Origin of the sequence: Streptomyces sp. SID3343 (assembly GCF_009865215.1) — a bacterium.
In the GTDB taxonomy this organism is placed as follows: Bacteria; Actinomycetota; Actinomycetes; order Streptomycetales; family Streptomycetaceae; genus Embleya.
Window position 1 is genome coordinate 1 of record NZ_WWJX01001248.1, and the last position, 13,534, is coordinate 13,534.

The 13,534-nt window shown below is 71.0% G+C and carries 15 protein-coding genes; 4 read left to right on the forward strand and 11 right to left on the reverse strand.

The features are described 5' to 3' along the window. On the forward strand, positions 1–743 hold a 743-nt coding region (locus GT354_RS38925; RefSeq protein ID WP_161361082.1), incomplete at its 5' end, for a saccharopine dehydrogenase. Positions 744–895: 152 nt separating this feature from the next. Here GT354_RS38925 and GT354_RS38930 read toward each other — a convergent pair. Then, positions 896–1,777 carry an NAD(P)-binding domain-containing protein gene (locus GT354_RS38930; protein ID WP_161361083.1) on the reverse strand — a complete coding sequence of 294 codons (882 nt, stop codon included), beginning with the start codon at positions 1,775–1,777 and terminating at the stop codon, positions 896–898. 108 nt (positions 1,778–1,885) lie between these two features. Here GT354_RS38930 and GT354_RS38935 point away from each other — a divergent pair, with 108 nt between their 5' ends. Continuing rightward, positions 1,886–2,458 carry a TetR/AcrR family transcriptional regulator gene (locus tag GT354_RS38935; RefSeq protein ID WP_161361084.1) on the forward strand — a complete coding sequence of 191 codons (573 nt, stop codon included), beginning with the start codon at positions 1,886–1,888 and terminating at the stop codon, positions 2,456–2,458. A gap of 126 nt (positions 2,459–2,584) precedes the next feature. Here GT354_RS38935 and GT354_RS38940 read toward each other — a convergent pair whose 3' ends face one another. Next, positions 2,585–4,057 carry an MFS transporter gene (locus GT354_RS38940; protein ID WP_161361085.1) on the reverse strand — a complete coding sequence of 491 codons (1,473 nt, stop codon included), beginning with the start codon at positions 4,055–4,057 and terminating at the stop codon, positions 2,585–2,587. Positions 4,058–4,202: 145 nt separating this feature from the next. Here GT354_RS38940 and GT354_RS38945 point away from each other — a divergent pair, with 145 nt between their 5' ends. Further along, positions 4,203–4,769 (forward strand): TetR/AcrR family transcriptional regulator, encoded by a 567-nt coding sequence (locus GT354_RS38945; protein ID WP_161361086.1) that lies wholly within the window; start codon positions 4,203–4,205, stop codon positions 4,767–4,769. A gap of 379 nt (positions 4,770–5,148) precedes the next feature. On the opposite strand, the gene GT354_RS38950 is transcribed toward GT354_RS38945, so the two are convergent. Together GT354_RS38950 and GT354_RS38955 are read right to left on the reverse strand one after the other, a co-directional pair. Next, positions 5,149–6,132 carry a carbohydrate-binding protein gene (locus GT354_RS38950; protein ID WP_161361087.1) on the reverse strand — a complete coding sequence of 328 codons (984 nt, stop codon included), beginning with the start codon at positions 6,130–6,132 and terminating at the stop codon, positions 5,149–5,151. A gap of 269 nt (positions 6,133–6,401) precedes the next feature. Beyond that, on the reverse strand, positions 6,402–7,736 hold the full coding sequence (locus GT354_RS38955; RefSeq protein ID WP_161361088.1) for an MFS transporter: 1,335 nt from the start codon (positions 7,734–7,736) through the stop codon (positions 6,402–6,404). 176 nt (positions 7,737–7,912) lie between these two features. On the opposite strand from GT354_RS38955, the gene GT354_RS38960 reads away from it, so the two are divergent. Then, on the forward strand, positions 7,913–8,719 hold the full coding sequence (locus tag GT354_RS38960; protein WP_161361089.1) for a helix-turn-helix transcriptional regulator: 807 nt from the start codon (positions 7,913–7,915) through the stop codon (positions 8,717–8,719). Positions 8,720–8,906: 187 nt separating this feature from the next. Here the strand turns inward: GT354_RS38960 and paaE are convergent, their stop codons facing one another. The 7 genes from paaE to GT354_RS38995 form a co-directional block, all read right to left on the reverse strand. Beyond that, positions 8,907–10,004, reverse strand: coding sequence for a 1,2-phenylacetyl-CoA epoxidase subunit PaaE (gene paaE, locus GT354_RS38965; protein WP_161361090.1), 1,098 nt, complete (start codon positions 10,002–10,004; stop codon positions 8,907–8,909). Further along, on the reverse strand, positions 10,004–10,516 hold the full coding sequence (paaD, locus tag GT354_RS38970) for a 1,2-phenylacetyl-CoA epoxidase subunit PaaD (protein WP_161361091.1): 513 nt from the start codon (positions 10,514–10,516) through the stop codon (positions 10,004–10,006). Before paaD ends, paaE begins: the two co-directional genes overlap by 1 nt. Continuing rightward, positions 10,510–11,364 carry a 1,2-phenylacetyl-CoA epoxidase subunit PaaC gene (gene paaC / locus GT354_RS38975; RefSeq protein ID WP_161361092.1) on the reverse strand — a complete coding sequence of 285 codons (855 nt, stop codon included), beginning with the start codon at positions 11,362–11,364 and terminating at the stop codon, positions 10,510–10,512. Before paaC ends, paaD begins: the two co-directional genes overlap by 7 nt. Before the next feature lie 117 nt (positions 11,365–11,481). Further along, positions 11,482–11,766: a 1,2-phenylacetyl-CoA epoxidase subunit PaaB gene (gene paaB, locus GT354_RS38980; protein ID WP_161361093.1), complete on the reverse strand. Its 285-nt coding sequence runs from the start codon at positions 11,764–11,766 to the stop codon at positions 11,482–11,484. Continuing rightward, positions 11,763–12,725: a 1,2-phenylacetyl-CoA epoxidase subunit PaaA gene (paaA, locus tag GT354_RS38985; RefSeq protein WP_161361094.1), complete on the reverse strand. Its 963-nt coding sequence runs from the start codon at positions 12,723–12,725 to the stop codon at positions 11,763–11,765. The genes paaB and paaA overlap by 4 nt, the downstream gene beginning before the upstream one ends. 89 nt (positions 12,726–12,814) lie before the next feature. Then, positions 12,815–12,994: a hypothetical protein gene (locus GT354_RS38990; protein ID WP_161361095.1), complete on the reverse strand. Its 180-nt coding sequence runs from the start codon at positions 12,992–12,994 to the stop codon at positions 12,815–12,817. Then, positions 12,985–13,534: 3-hydroxyacyl-CoA dehydrogenase family protein (locus tag GT354_RS38995; RefSeq protein ID WP_161361096.1), on the reverse strand; the 550-nt coding region annotated here is incomplete at its 5' end. The genes GT354_RS38990 and GT354_RS38995, both read right to left, overlap by 10 nt.

Below are 13,534 nucleotides of genomic sequence, written 5' to 3' on the forward strand. Positions count from 1 at the left end.
CGCAACACCGCGGGTTGCCGTACCTCGGCATCTCCAGCGGCGTGGTGGACGTCGCACCGGAGATCGTCGCGAGCGCCCAGCGAGCGCACGCCGCGCCGGTCCTGGTGGCCGGCCACTACTGCGCCGGCGCCACCGTCCTCGCGACACTGGACGCGGCCCGGGAGTTCGCCCGGATCGACACCATCCGGATCAGCGCCGTACTGGACGAATCGGACACCGGCGGACCTGCGGGAAGAGCGGACCTGGAGCGGTGGTCCACCGTCACCTCGGCGGGACTCGTGCGCCGTGACGGCGTCTTCACCTGGATCGACGGCTCCGAGGCCCAAGCGGATGTGACCAGCGCCGACGGAAGCGTCCTGCCCGGCCGGAGCATCGCCGTCCTCGACGTACCGAGCCTCGCCCACGCGACGGGCGCACCGAACGTCCGCTTCGACTTCGCGGTCGGTGAATCCGCAGGCCGGCGCCGCGGCGAACCCGCTTCCTTCGACGTTCGGATCGACCTCGAAGGGGCCGGTCCAGCCGGTGCACCGATCAGCACGAGTCGCCACCTCGTCCACCCGGCAGGGCAGCGCCCCTTGACCGCGCTCGGCATCGCCCTCGGAGTCGAGCGATTGCTGGGTCTGCGCGGCGAAGTCGTCCCTCCGGGTATCCACACGCCCGAGGCATTGATCGACCCGGCCTACGCGGTCGAGCGGCTGGTGGAAATCGGCGCCGTCTTCGTCGGCGTACAGGTCAACGGCTGACTTCGCCGCGCTGGTGGACTACGTCCCCGACGCGAGACAGGCGTACTCCGGTGACAGGCAGCAGGCGGTGTGGACGAACAAGGACCGCACCCGTCCGAGCGCCATGTACGGCCGGATCCTCAAGGCGTCCGGACCACGACGACAGGAGACCGCTACGCGGCGGGCTTTTTCATGAGTTCGGCCAGGGTGGAGAAGCTGTCCGCGGTGTGGCCGGCGTCCATGCCGCGCCGGACGAGTTCGGTGACGGCGGCGGGGAGAGTGGTGTCGACGCCCGCGTCGGCGTTGGTGTGCAGGACGTGCTCGACGCTCGCCATCGCCATGGCCAGGCGGTCCACGTCGCCGAGGTGGTGTCCGGCGTCTATGCGTTCGGCGTAGAAGGCGAAGAACCCGGGGAGCGAGTTCGCGGTTTCGACGGCGTGCGGCAGGATGTCGGCCGCCGTCAGGCCGTTGGCGTGGGCGAGGGCGATCGCCTGCCAGTAGCTCAGCATCGAGGTCCAGAACACGACCATGCCCATCTGGTAGAAGAGCGCGGCGGTTCCCGGGTCCTCGCCCCGGTAGTCGGTCCGGCCGGTCACGACTTCGAGGGCCGCCCGGTGCCGGTCGAACACCTCGCGCGGACCGCTGTAGAACGTGGACGACGCGGCCTGCCCGATCCCCGACGGCGGCACCGTGATGCCTCCGGTGAGCTGCACGGCGCCCCGTTCCACCGCCCACCGGGCGGCGGTGCGCGCCTGCTCCGGAGTGTCGGAGGTGAGGTTGACCAGAACCCGGCCGGTCAGCGCGGTCGCGGCGGGTTCGAGTACGTCGTACATCGCCGCGTAGTCGGTGAGGCTGAGGAGCACCAGTTCGTTCGCGGTCAGGGCCTCCTCGACGTTGGTTGCGAGCCGGGCGCCGCGGGCCACCAAGGCGTCCGCGCGCGACGGCGTGCGGTTCCACAGCGTGACGTCGTACCCCCGGTCGAGGAAGGTCGAGGCCATTGCCCGGCCCATCGGGCCGAGCCCGATGACGGTCACCGAGTGGTTGGTGCTGCGCATGACGAGATCCCCATCTCCACTAGAACGATCGCTCTATCCAGAGCGTGGGGGAAACGTATCACGCCGGTAGAACGAACGCTCTACCCAATGGCCGGGTACGGTGGCCCCATGGAGAACACCACCCGGGACCGGATCGTCGTCGCCTCGGCGCGCCTGTTGCAGCGGCAGGGCTACGTCGGCACGGGCATCAAGCAGATCGCCAAGGAGGCACAGGCCACCCTCGGCTCCGTCTACCACTTCTTCCCCGGCGGCAAGGAGGCCGTCGCCGTGGCCGCGATCAAGCACAGCAGCCAGGAATTCGGCACCCTCCTGCGCGAAGCGCTGGACAGCGCCGAAGACCCGGCGGAGGCCGTACTCGCCTGCGCCCGACGACTCGCCGAGGAACTCCACGAGTCCGGCTGGATCGACGGCTGCCCCGTCACGGCGGCGGCCCTGGAGACGCTCGGCACCGACTCGGAGATCCAGCAGGCGTGCGCCGACGCGCTGCGGGACTGGGAGCAGGCGGTCCACGACAAGCTGCTGTGCGCGGGCCTCGCCGGCGGAGACGCCCGGGAACTGGCCACCACGGTCATCAGCGCCCTGGAAGGCGCCGAAGTCACGGCCCAGGTCAATCGCAGCGAGGAACCCCTGCACGCGGCGGGCCGGCAACTGGCCCGCCTGGTGCGCTCGTACCGGACCTGACGTCCGCCCGGTCACCGGCTCGCGACGAAGGCCGATCCGGGGTGGAGCGGGTCGGGTGGAGCGGGTCGGGTGGAGCGAGTTCCCCGGCGGGCAGTCCCGGACAGCGTCACACGCTCGGTGTCGCGGTCAACAGCTGTGCACGGGTGCCTCGTTCGAGGTGGTGACCGCGCCCTGATCGGTGGAACGTTGCGGCGCCGCGGAGTCTGCCGCGGGATCGGACCTCGCCAGCCACAGGCCGGTGAACACGGCGGTGGCCAACGTGACGGCGCCGGCGGCGAGGAAGGCGCTGTTGAGGCCGGTCTCGAAGGAGGCCCCGCCGGATTGCCGGGTGCGGACGACGGCTCCGAGTACCGCCACGCCGAGCACCGCGCCGATCTGCCGGGTGGTGCTGCTGATGCCTGATGCGAGGCCGCCTTCCTGCGAGTCGACTGCTTGGATGGCGGCTCCCGTCAGTGGGGACATGGTCAGGGCGAAGCCGATGCCGATGACTCCCAGCCGCCACCACACGTTCTCGTAGCCGGTGTCGGCGTGCACCGTACCGAGCGCCAGCAGTCCCAGTCCGGCCATCGCCAGGCCGGTGGTGACCACGATTCGGAAGCCGTACCGGGCGGCGAGCCGTGCCGCGTACGGGCTGACGATCACCATGGCGAGGGATACCGGCAGCGTCTGCAGGCCGGCGCGCAGGATCGAACTGCCCTGGACGGATACGAAGAACTGGGAGAAGAAGAACGAAGAACCCATGAGCGCGAACCCCACCACGACCATGGCGGTGTTGGACACGGTGAACAGGCGCTGCCGGAACAGCCGCAGGGGCAACATCGGGGCGGAACGACGCGCTTCGACGGCGACGAAGGCGGCGAGGAGGATCGCCGCGGCGGCGAAGCTGCCCAGGATCACCGGCGACGACCAGCCGCGGGCACCACCCTCGATCAGCCCGTAGGCCAGCGCCCCCACCCCCAGAACGGACAGCACCGTCCCCGGAACATCGATCGCGGGGGCACGCGGATTGCGAGCCTCTTCAAGGCTGCGTACACCGACCAGCAGAAGGAAGACGCCGATGGGCAGATTGACGAGGAAGATGGCGGGCCAACCGAACGCATCCGTGAGCACGCCACCGGCCACGGGGCCTGCGGCCAGACCGATTCCGCTGAGGCCGGCCCACAGCCCGATCGCCTTGATTCGTTCTTGCGGCACGGGATAGGCGGAGGTGAGCAGGGCGAGCGAGGCAGGGCTCACCGCCGCGGCCCCGATGCCCTGCAGCACCCGGCCGGCGACCAGCCAGCCGACCGAGGGCGCGAGGCTGCACCACACCGACGCGATGGTGAACACCGCCACGCCCGTCAGGTACACCCGCTTGCGGCCGAACCGGTCGGCGAAGACACCGCCGGACAGCAACAGCATGGCGACCAGCAGTACGTACGCGTCGACGATCCACTGCAGACCGGTCAACTGAGTGTGCAGCCGGTGCTGCATATCGGGCAGCGCCGCTCCGACGACCGTGTTGTCGAGCAGGACCATGAACTGGCCCAGGCAGGTCACCGTGAGCAGTACGGCCCGATTCGGCCGACTGTCTACGGCGGTCGCAGGTGATGCGGCCATGCGGATTCCTCTCGATCGTTGATTGCGCGTCTCCCGGCCGACGCGGTCGGCCGACGGGCGCCCTAAAGCAGTCCGTGGCTGCGTTAGGAGACTATAGGGATGGTCGGCTCACAAACGCAAGCGATGACTGCGTTAAGGTGGGAGGATGAGCGAGCAACAACGAGCCCGACGGCCCGGCGGACGCAGCGCCCGCGTCGGCGCGGAGGTACACCAGGCCGTCACCGACCTGATCAGCGAGCGCGGCTACGGCAACTTCACCGTCGGCGAGGTCGCAACCCGCGCGGGCGTAGCCGACAGCAGCATCTACCGCCGATGGGGCAGCCTGGAGACCCTGCTCACCGACGTGGCGCTCACCCGCCTCAACGTGCGGTCGCCGATGCCCGACACCGGGAGCCTGGCCGGCGACCTGCGCACCTACGCGGCCAACGTGGCCCGCGAGATCACCGGACCCGACGGCCCGGCGCTGCTGCACCTGGCCGTCGCCTTGTCGAGCAACGGTCAACAGGGCCTGCAGGCACGTGACGACCTCCGAGCCGAACGCACCCGGCAACTGCAGTACATGCTCGATCGCGCCCGCGACCGCGGCGAGTACGCACCCGACGCGTTCGACGTGCTGGACCACGTCCTGGCCCCGATGTACATCCGCGTCCTGTTCGGCGTGGGCCCGCTCACCCCCGACTACGTCGCCGGGCTGGTCGACCGATTGCTGTGACCTCGCGCCCGCGGCCGAGAGGCCCCGGGTACGTCGCGGCGGAAAGGGACGCGGCCTGCGGCGGACGTTCGGCTCGTGGCCGGCCGAGCTCGATGTACCGGTACCGGTACCGGTACCGGTTCGTGCGCAGCTTCGGCAGCCGGTTCCACGTCGGCGTCGATGTCGACGTCGACCGCGCCCGAGTCGCCCCGGGAGCCGCGGCCGGCCATGCCGGATGCACGGTCCGAACGCCCTGCTCGCCCCCGAAAAGCCGCCCGCGGACCTGCCCACCCGCACAGCCGGGAGCGCCGGACCCGGAACGTTCACGTGGCACCGCCGTCCGACGCCCTCGCCCGAAGCACGCTCGGCGGGAGGGGAATTGCCCTCTGCCGAGCGGCGGTCAGGGACGCACCGTCCAGTGGTGGTTCTGCGCGGCGCGGGTGAAGGTCAGCGACGGGCACAGGAAGTCGCGGCCGCGCGGGTTGGTGCTGGTCCAGGGTGAGTCGGTGGGGGTCGCGAGCTGCCACGCGCCGTTCCTGCGGAGCTTGATGTCGGCGCTGTCGAAGGCCCGATTGCGCGCCTCGGTGCAGAAGTAACCCTTGCCGGTGGCGGAGTTCACCGTGGCGTAGATCTCGAAGATGTCCCAGCCGTAGGCGAGTTGGCTCTGGTCGGTGCCGGACGAGCGGAACAGCAGTTCCCAAGCCTGCGTGCGGTGGTTGTACAGGTAGGAAGACCACGCGTTGCCCGCACTCGGGTCTTTGGCCAACTGCACGCTGTAGGACGTGATTCCGTTGGTGGTGGTGGTGTACTTCGCCAGGAAGTCGGCGTTCACCGTCAGGGTCTTGGCGGGGCCGCTCGTGCCGCACCAGTCCCACGCCCATATCTCGGCGCCCTGGCTCCAGTACGCGGTGACCACCTCCATGCACGAGTTCTGCGCCTTGGTGGTCGGGGCGTAGGTGAAGTTCTGCGAGTCGGCGACCCTGTACGACGGATCCACGCTGTGCGTCGCGGTGATGCCGTCATGGGTGCCCGGTTGGGGGAAGACGCCCCAGAAGTTGTGCGTCGGCGCGAGGCTCGCGCCGGCAGTCGCGGCGTCGTCCGGTGTGGTCGCAACTTCTCCGGAGAGCGCCGCGCGCAGTTTGGCGCGCTGCTCGACGAAGGCACGAACGGCCGCGTCCCGCCCGGGAGTGGGCGCGGCGGAGGCGTCCTGCGTGACGACCCCCCGATGCGGTGCGGTGGGCGACGGAATCGTGCCGGACGGCCCCGAACTCGTCGCACTGGCAGGGCCGGCCGAACCCGATGCGACGAAGACGAGGGCGGTGACCAGGGCGGTCACCAGGCCGATGGGAAAGGGGCGAGAGCGTGGACGAGCGCGGCGGACCATGCGTCTCCTCGGGAGGGGAGGAAGGGGCGGAAGGGGCGGGGAACCCCAGGACGGCGCCGCTGCGAAGTCCCCACCAACCACCGCCGAGCGGGACGTTCACGTACAGCTCAGGTCGGACGGCACGAAAATAGACGCAGGCCCGGTTCCCCGGGTAATCACATCTGCCGATAGCGTCACAAGAGCCGGACACCGTACGGCCGTTCGCGCGCGAGGCGGTCGTAGAACCGTCGACGCGCGCGGGTGACCGCGCACGACGCGGCCTACCGCGCCTACCGCGCCGGCCGGGTCGGCTGGGTCGGCTGGGTCGGTATGCTCTCGGCCCGGCGCTCTCTCGGGTCTCGGCTCTCCTGCGCGTCGTAGCGCCTGAACGGGCGCACGGCGAGGCCGCCGACCACGACCAGGACGACGCACAGCATGGCGCTGCCCGACCAGGCGATGCCAAGGGTGGTGGCCGCCGCCATGGCCCCCGCGCGAAGGTCGCCGAGCCGTGGGCCGCCGGCGACGACCACTGTGAAGACGCCTTGCATGCGTCCTCGCATCTCGTCCGGGGCCCAGGTCTGGAGAATCGTCTGGCGGTAGACGGCACTCACCAGGTCGGCGGCCCCGGCGAACATCAGGAGGACGACGGCGAGCCACAGCACGTGGGTGAGGCCGGCCAGCGTGATGGCGGCTGCCCAGCCTGCCGCCGCGACGGTGAGCGCGACTCCCTGTCGGCGCACACCCGCGATCCACCCGCTGCACACGCCGGCCAGCAGGGATCCGATGGCGACCGACGAGTACAGCAGCCCGATCCCACCGTGAAAGCGGGTGGCGGCCGCCTCGGGAAAGAGGGCGTTGGGCATGGCCAGCACCATCGCGGCGATGTCCACGGCGAACGACATCAGCAGCACCGGACTGCCGCCGATGAAGCGAAGGCCCTCGAACACGGCGCGTATCCCCGTCCCGACCGAGGCCCCTGCCGGTTTGATGGGAGGAAGCCTGAACGTCGAGTAGAGGGACACGGTGAACAGCAGGGCGTCGACGCCGTAGGCGTAGGCGAACCCGTGGGGGAATACGAGGAGACCCCCTGCGACGAGCGGCCCCAGGATTTGTCCGATGTTGCCGGTCGTGTAGCTCAGCGTGTTGGCGGCGGCGATCATCTCGCGCGGCACGATGCGCGGGATGATGGCACCGCGCGCCGAGGAGGCGGTGGCGAAACCTGCCCCCTGGACGGCGACGAGGACGAGCAGGAGTGCCTCGGACCGGGCGTTCAGGAGTGTTTGGACGAGCAGCGCGATCGTCACCGCCCAGGTCACGAGCGACGACCACAGGCACAACAGGCGGCGATCGACCACGTCGGCGACGGCGCCGCCGTACAGGCCGAACACGACGATGGGCACGAATCCGGCGAGGCCGGCCAGGCCCACGTACAACGACGAGTGCGAGATGGCATAGATCTGGACCGGGACGGTGACCTCGGTCACCATCGTGCCCACCAACGCGGCGCCCTGGCCGAGCAGGACGCGCCGGTAGGCGGGCACGGCGAGCGGACGCGTGTCCACCGCGGCCCGACGGATGCGGGCCGCGATGCCCGCGCGGGCCTTCGGCTCTTCGTTCGACGTCACCGGGCGGCCTTCCCGGGTTTCGTCACGCGGCGTGCCCGCGGACCCGACCTCGAACGTGGGCAGGGACGGGGACCGGGACAGGGCCGTTGCCCCCGTCGACGACCTTCCGGTGCTGTGCTCATGACGTCACGCTGTCACGAGGCCTCGATGGCTTACTTCCATTAACCTGCCTACTTGTGTCGCAGAACAGCCATCTCTCCGTCGCTCCCTCGACGGCCCATGTCCACGCCGCCGGCGAGACCATCGGCCGGCACCGTCACGACTACCATCAGCTCGTCTACGTCAGCACCGGGGTACTCGCCGTCCGGACCGAGCGCGGTACGTGGGTGGCCTCCCGGGACCGGGCCGTCTGGACTCCGGCGCGGATGTGGCACGGGCACCGGGTCTACGGGGAGAGTTCCGTGCACACCCTCGGCTTTCCGTCGGACACCGCTCCGCTGCCCGTCGACTCGCCCACGGTCCTGGCCGTGGACGACCTGCTGCGCGAACTGTTCATCGCCTGCACGGAACCGGGCCTGCCGGCAGCCGAGTTGCGCCGACTCCGGGCGGTCGTGCACGACCGGCTGCGCCGTGCGCACCTGCGGCCGCTGACGCTGCCGACGGCGCGCGATCCGCGCCTGGCGCATGCCTGCCGCGTGGTCGAGGACGACTTGGGCCAACCCCGCACCATTGCCTGGCTGGCCCGCCGTGTCGGCGTCGGCGAGCGAACGCTCACCAGGCTCTTCCGTACGGAGTTCGGCATGACCTACCCTCGCTGGCGAACCAACACCCGTGTCTTCCACGCCATGATCCAACTGGCCGAGGGAGCCACCGTCACCGGGACGGCTCGCCGCTGCGGCTGGGCCACGACCAGCGCGTTCATCGACACGTTCGCCCAAACCATGGGCCGGACGCCCGGCGCGTACCGAAGCGCAGCCCGCCGAGCCGATCCGTCCGACCCCACGGCCTCGGAGCCGACCGGTGGCGACGCCGGGCGGCGGTGAGGGTTCGGGCGAGCCCGGGGTGGGGGTGGCAGGTGACGACGAGGTCGCCCTCGGCGGAGTGGCAATGCGGGTGGGATGTGCGGCGGTTCGCTGTGATCGACCGGGCGGGGCGGGCGCTTGCCCGACGCGGACGAACCACCCGGCCTCGGCAGCGGGAGTGGGCGGCTCGTTCGCGGCGGGCCGGTGGTCAGCTGTCGTAGTCCACGACGACCGTGTCGGAGACCGGGAAGGACTGGCAGGTGAGGACGTACCCCGCGTCCGTTTCCGCGCGTTCGAGGGCGAAGTTGCGGCGCATGTCCACCTCTCCCCCGGTCACCAGGGCGCGGCAGGTGCCGCACACTCCGCCCTTGCAGGCGAACGGCAGGTCGCGCCGGGTGCGTTGGGCGCCGTCCAGGATGCTGCGGTCCCGGGGCAGGGCGCACGTGGTGGCGCGGCCGTCGAGCACGATGGTGGCTTCGGTGATCGGGCCGTCCGGAACGGCATCCTCGTGGTGGGTCGGCTCGGGCGGGATGTCGTCGGCGTAGAAGAGCTCTCGGTGGATGCGCTCCGCCGGGACGGCGAGCCCGTCGAGTACCGCGTGCACGTCCCGGACCATGCCGTGCGGTCCGCACAGCCACCAGTGGTCGACCCCGTCCACGTCGACCAGCGCGTCGACCAGGGTGGCGAAGCGGTCGGTGTCGAGCCGGCCGGAGAGCACCTCGGCCTCGCGGGGTTCGCGCGAGAGCACGTGGGCGAGCTGGAAGCGATCGGGGTAGCAGTCCTTCAGGTCGGCCAGTTCGTCGGCGAACATCACCGTGTCGGCGCGGCGGTTGCCGTAGAACAACGTGACCGCCGAGCGGTCGTCCGCGGCCAGTACGGACGCGGCGATGGACAGCATCGGGGTGACTCCGGAACCGGCCGCGACCAGGACGTGTCGGCCCGGGGCCGCCAGGTCGGGGGTGAAGGCACCGGTGGGCTGCATCACCTGCACGACGTCGCCGGGCCGTACGGTCCGCACCAACCACGACGAGAACAGCCCGCCGGGCACCTCGCGTACGCCGATCCGGGGCGCGCCGCCCGCAGGCGCGCAGATCGAGTACGAGCGGCGCTCGTCGCGCCCGTCCACGTCGCGGCGCAGGGTGAGCGACTGCCCGGGGGCGAACGCGTACCCCTCGACCAGGTCGGCCGGGACGTCGAAGGTCACCGCGACCGCGTCCTCGCACAGCGGCTCGACGGCGCGCGCGCGCAGCGGGTGGAAGACCGGTCGGGAACGCGCGCGTCCGGTGGTGGCGACGGGGACGCCCATCAGATCTCCTTGACGTGTTCGAAGGGCTCCAGGCAACCGTGGCAACGCCACAGGGACTTGCAGGAGGTGGCCGCGAAGCGCGACGTCTCGGCCGTGTCGTCGGACCCACAGCGCGGGCACGGCACCGAGTGTCGGGTGGCGTGCAGCGTCAGTGGGACCGGTCCCGGGTGCGGCCGGGGGGCCGGGCCGGGGGGCGAGATGCCGTGCTCGGCGAGCGCGCGCCGGCCCGCGGGGGTGATCCAGTCGGTGGTCCACGGCGGGTCGAGCACGGTGCGCAGGCGCACGTCGGCGAAGCCGGCCGCGTGCAGCCGGGCCGTCAGCGCGGCCCGCATCTCGGCCATCGCGGGGCAGCCGGAGTAGGTGGGGGTCAGGCTCGCGGTGACCGCGCCGTCGGGCGCCAGTTCGACGCTCCGCAGCACGCCGAGGTCGGCGAGGGTGAGCATGGGCAGTTCCGGGTCGGTGACCTCCGCCGCGGCGCGACGGGCCCGGAGCAGGGCCGGCGCGGTCACCATGTCGCGTCCGGGTGGGCACGTGCCACGACCTGGAGTTCGGCCACCAGCGGCGCCAAGTGCTCGGTGTGCGCGCCGTCTCGGCCGCCGCCCGCCGTCGCGGGCCCCGACGGCCCGGTCAGCCCGGATTCGGCGACGACCAGCCGCAGCGTGGCCTCGACCTCGTCCCGGGTGGTTTCGGCCTCGACCCCGAACCCGGCCTCCGCGGCGAAGAGTTCGTCCACCCACGGGGATGCCGCGTCCAGCGCCCGCTGCATCCGCTCGTGTGACTCCTCGGTCCCGTTGCCCAGGCGCACGGCCCACTGGGCCGCGTACTCGCGGTGGTAGGCGAGTTCGTTGACGCCCTTGGCCGCGATCGCCGCCAGCACCGGATCGGCGCAGCCGGTCAACCGGCCGAACAGGGCCAGCCGCCAGGTCGACAGGATCAGCAGTCGCACGACGGAGAACGCGAAGTCCCCGTTGGGCAGTTCGGCGAGTCGCACGTTGCGGAACGCGGCCGCGTCGCGGAAGTAGGCCAGCGCGTCCTCGTCTCGTCCACTGCCCTCGACCTGACCGGCGCGGGAGAGCAACAGGCGTGCCTGGCCGAGCAGATCGAGCCCGATGTTGGCGAGCGCCGTCTCCTCCTCCAACTCGGGGGCGCGAGTGCACCACTGGGCCAGTCGCTGCGCCGAGACCAGCGCGTCGTCGCCGAGCGCGAGACAGTACGCGGCCAGCTCGGGGCGGTCGATGCCCGCCGGGACCTGGGTGTCGACGCCGTGCAGGGGGTCTTCGAAGCCGGTGCCGAAGGCCCAGCGGGTGTCGTCGTCGGCGTGGGTCTCGTTGAGCGCTTGATATACGTCATCGTGGTTCATGGCGGCCCTCGGGTGTGCGGAATGCCAGGAGAGGTACGGGGTGCCTGGGGAGTGCGGAGCGCCTCGGATGTACGGAGCGCCTCGGGAGTGTGGAGTCCCCGAAAAGCAGGGAGCACCTCAGATGTGCGGGATGTCCGCCGGGATCTCGTAGAACGTGGGATGCCGGTAGACCTTGTCACCGCTCGGCTCGAAGAACGGGTCCTTCTCGTCCGGGGTGGACGCGGTGACCGCGTCCGAGCGCACCACCCAGATGCTCACGCCCTCGTTGCGCCGCGTGTACAGGTCGCGGGCGTGCAGCAGGGCCATCCGGTCGTCGGGCGCGTGCAGCGAGCCCACGTGCACATGGTTGAGGCCCCGCTTGCCGCGGACGAACACCTCGTACAACGGCCAGTCGCCGCTCATGCCGCCTGTCCTTCCCGTGTCTTCGCGGCGCGCTTGGCCGCGTAGGCCGAGGCCGCTTCGCGTACCCAGGCGCCGTCCTCGTGTGCGCTGCGCCGCCGGGCGACGCGTTCGGTGTTGCAGGGGCCGTCGCCGCGGATGACCCGCTGGAGTTCGCTCCAGTCGGGCGTGCCGAAGTCGTGCCGGCCGCGGTCCTCGTTCCACCGCAGTTCGGGGTCCGGCAGCGTCACTCCGAGGCCGGCCGCCTGGGGCACGGTCATGTCCACGAAGCGCTGCCGCAGTTCGTCGTTGGTGTGCCGCTTGATCTTCCAGGCCATCGACTGGGCGGAGTTCGGCGAGTCGTCGTCCGGCGGGCCGAACATCATCAGCGAGGGCCACCACCAGCGGTCGACCGCCTCCTGCACCGCCGCCCGTTGCCCTTGTGTGCCGCGCATCATGGTCATCAGCAACTCGTAGCCCTGCCGCTGGTGGAAGGACTCCTCCTTGCAGACGCGGATCATCGCCCGCGCGTAGGGCCCGTACGAACTGCGGCACAGCGGAACCTGGTTGCAGATCGCGGCGCCGTCGACGAGCCAGGCGATCACGCCGACGTCGGCGAAGTCGGGAGTGGGGTAGTTGAAGATCGACGAGTACTTCTGCCGGCCGTTGATCAGCCGGTCCGTCAGGTCCGCCCGGTCCGCGCCGAGCGTCTCGGCGGCCGAGTACAGGTACAGGCCGTGGCCGGCCTCGTCCTGGACCTTGGCGAACAGGATGGCCTTGCGGCGCAGCGAGGGGGCTCGGGTGATCCACTCCCCCTCGGGTTGCATGCCGATGATCTCCGAGTGCGCGTGCTGGGCGATCTGCCGGATCAGGGTCTTGCGGTATCCGTCGGGCATCCAGTCGCGGGGCTCGATCCGCTGATCGCGGCGGATCGTGTCGTCGAAGCGGTCCTGGTGTGCGGCGGTCTCGTCGTGGTCATTCATCGCATCTCACTTCCTGACCGACCATTCGTTCAGTAATTCAGTGTGGCCCAGTCCGCCTCCACCCGCAAGGGCGACGGCGGACCGGGAACTCACTTGCCCCGAAAGACCGGTGGGCGTCGGGCCAGGAAGGCCCGTACCGCCTCGCGGTGGTCCTCGCCGGCCCCCAGCCGCTCCTGCGCACCGGCCTCGCACTCCGACACCTGCGACAGCTCGGCGCCGGCCGCCGTGTGCAACAGAGCCTCGACCGCGGCGCTTTCGGTCACTGCCACGAGTAGAACCCCTGCCCGGTCTTGCGACCGAGTTCGCCGCGGGCGACCTTGTCCCGCAGCAGTCGAGGCGGCGCGAAGCGCTCGCCGAGGGTGGCGTGCAGATGCTCGGCGATCGCCAGCCGGACGTCCAGACCCACCAGGTCGGTCAGCCGCAGCGGACCCATCGGGTGTCGGTAGCCCAGCCGCATGGCGTCGTCGATGGCCTCCGGTTCGGCAACCCCCTCCTCCACCATGCGAATCGCCTCCAGGCCGATGGCGACGCCCAGTCGGCTGCTGGCGAAGCCGGGCGAGTCCGTGACCACGACGTCCTGTTTGCCCAGGGCACGGGTCCAGCCGAGCGCGGCCTGCAGGGTCGCCTCGGTGGTGCTGGGCGAAACCACCAGCTCGACCAGTGCCGAGGCGGGCACCGGGTTGAAGAAGTGCATGCCCAGGAACCGGCCGGGGTGGGTGAGTCCGGCGGCCAGCTCGGTGATCGACAGCGAACTGGTGTTGCTGGCCAGCACCGTGTGCTCGCCCGCCACCGCCTCGGCCGCGCCGAGC

What these genes read in the sequence shown, in the direction of transcription:
- GT354_RS38930 (WP_161361083.1), bottom strand. Translation starts at nt 1,777, where the DNA reads ATGCGCAGCACCAACCACTCGGTGACCGTCATCGGGCTCGGCCCGATG.
- GT354_RS38935 (WP_161361084.1), top strand. Translation starts at nt 1,886, where the DNA reads ATGGAGAACACCACCCGGGACCGGATCGTCGTCGCCTCGGCGCGCCTG.
- GT354_RS38940 (WP_161361085.1), bottom strand. Translation starts at nt 4,057, where the DNA reads ATGGCCGCATCACCTGCGACCGCCGTAGACAGTCGGCCGAATCGGGCC.
- GT354_RS38945 (WP_161361086.1), top strand. Translation starts at nt 4,203, where the DNA reads ATGAGCGAGCAACAACGAGCCCGACGGCCCGGCGGACGCAGCGCCCGC.
- GT354_RS38950 (WP_161361087.1), bottom strand. Translation starts at nt 6,132, where the DNA reads ATGGTCCGCCGCGCTCGTCCACGCTCTCGCCCCTTTCCCATCGGCCTG.
- paaE (WP_161361090.1), bottom strand. Translation starts at nt 10,004, where the DNA reads ATGGGCGTCCCCGTCGCCACCACCGGACGCGCGCGTTCCCGACCGGTC.
- paaD (WP_161361091.1), bottom strand. Translation starts at nt 10,516, where the DNA reads ATGGTGACCGCGCCGGCCCTGCTCCGGGCCCGTCGCGCCGCGGCGGAG.
- paaC (WP_161361092.1), bottom strand. Translation starts at nt 11,364, where the DNA reads ATGAACCACGATGACGTATATCAAGCGCTCAACGAGACCCACGCCGAC.
- paaB (WP_161361093.1), bottom strand. Translation starts at nt 11,766, where the DNA reads ATGAGCGGCGACTGGCCGTTGTACGAGGTGTTCGTCCGCGGCAAGCGG.
- paaA (WP_161361094.1), bottom strand. Translation starts at nt 12,725, where the DNA reads ATGAATGACCACGACGAGACCGCCGCACACCAGGACCGCTTCGACGAC.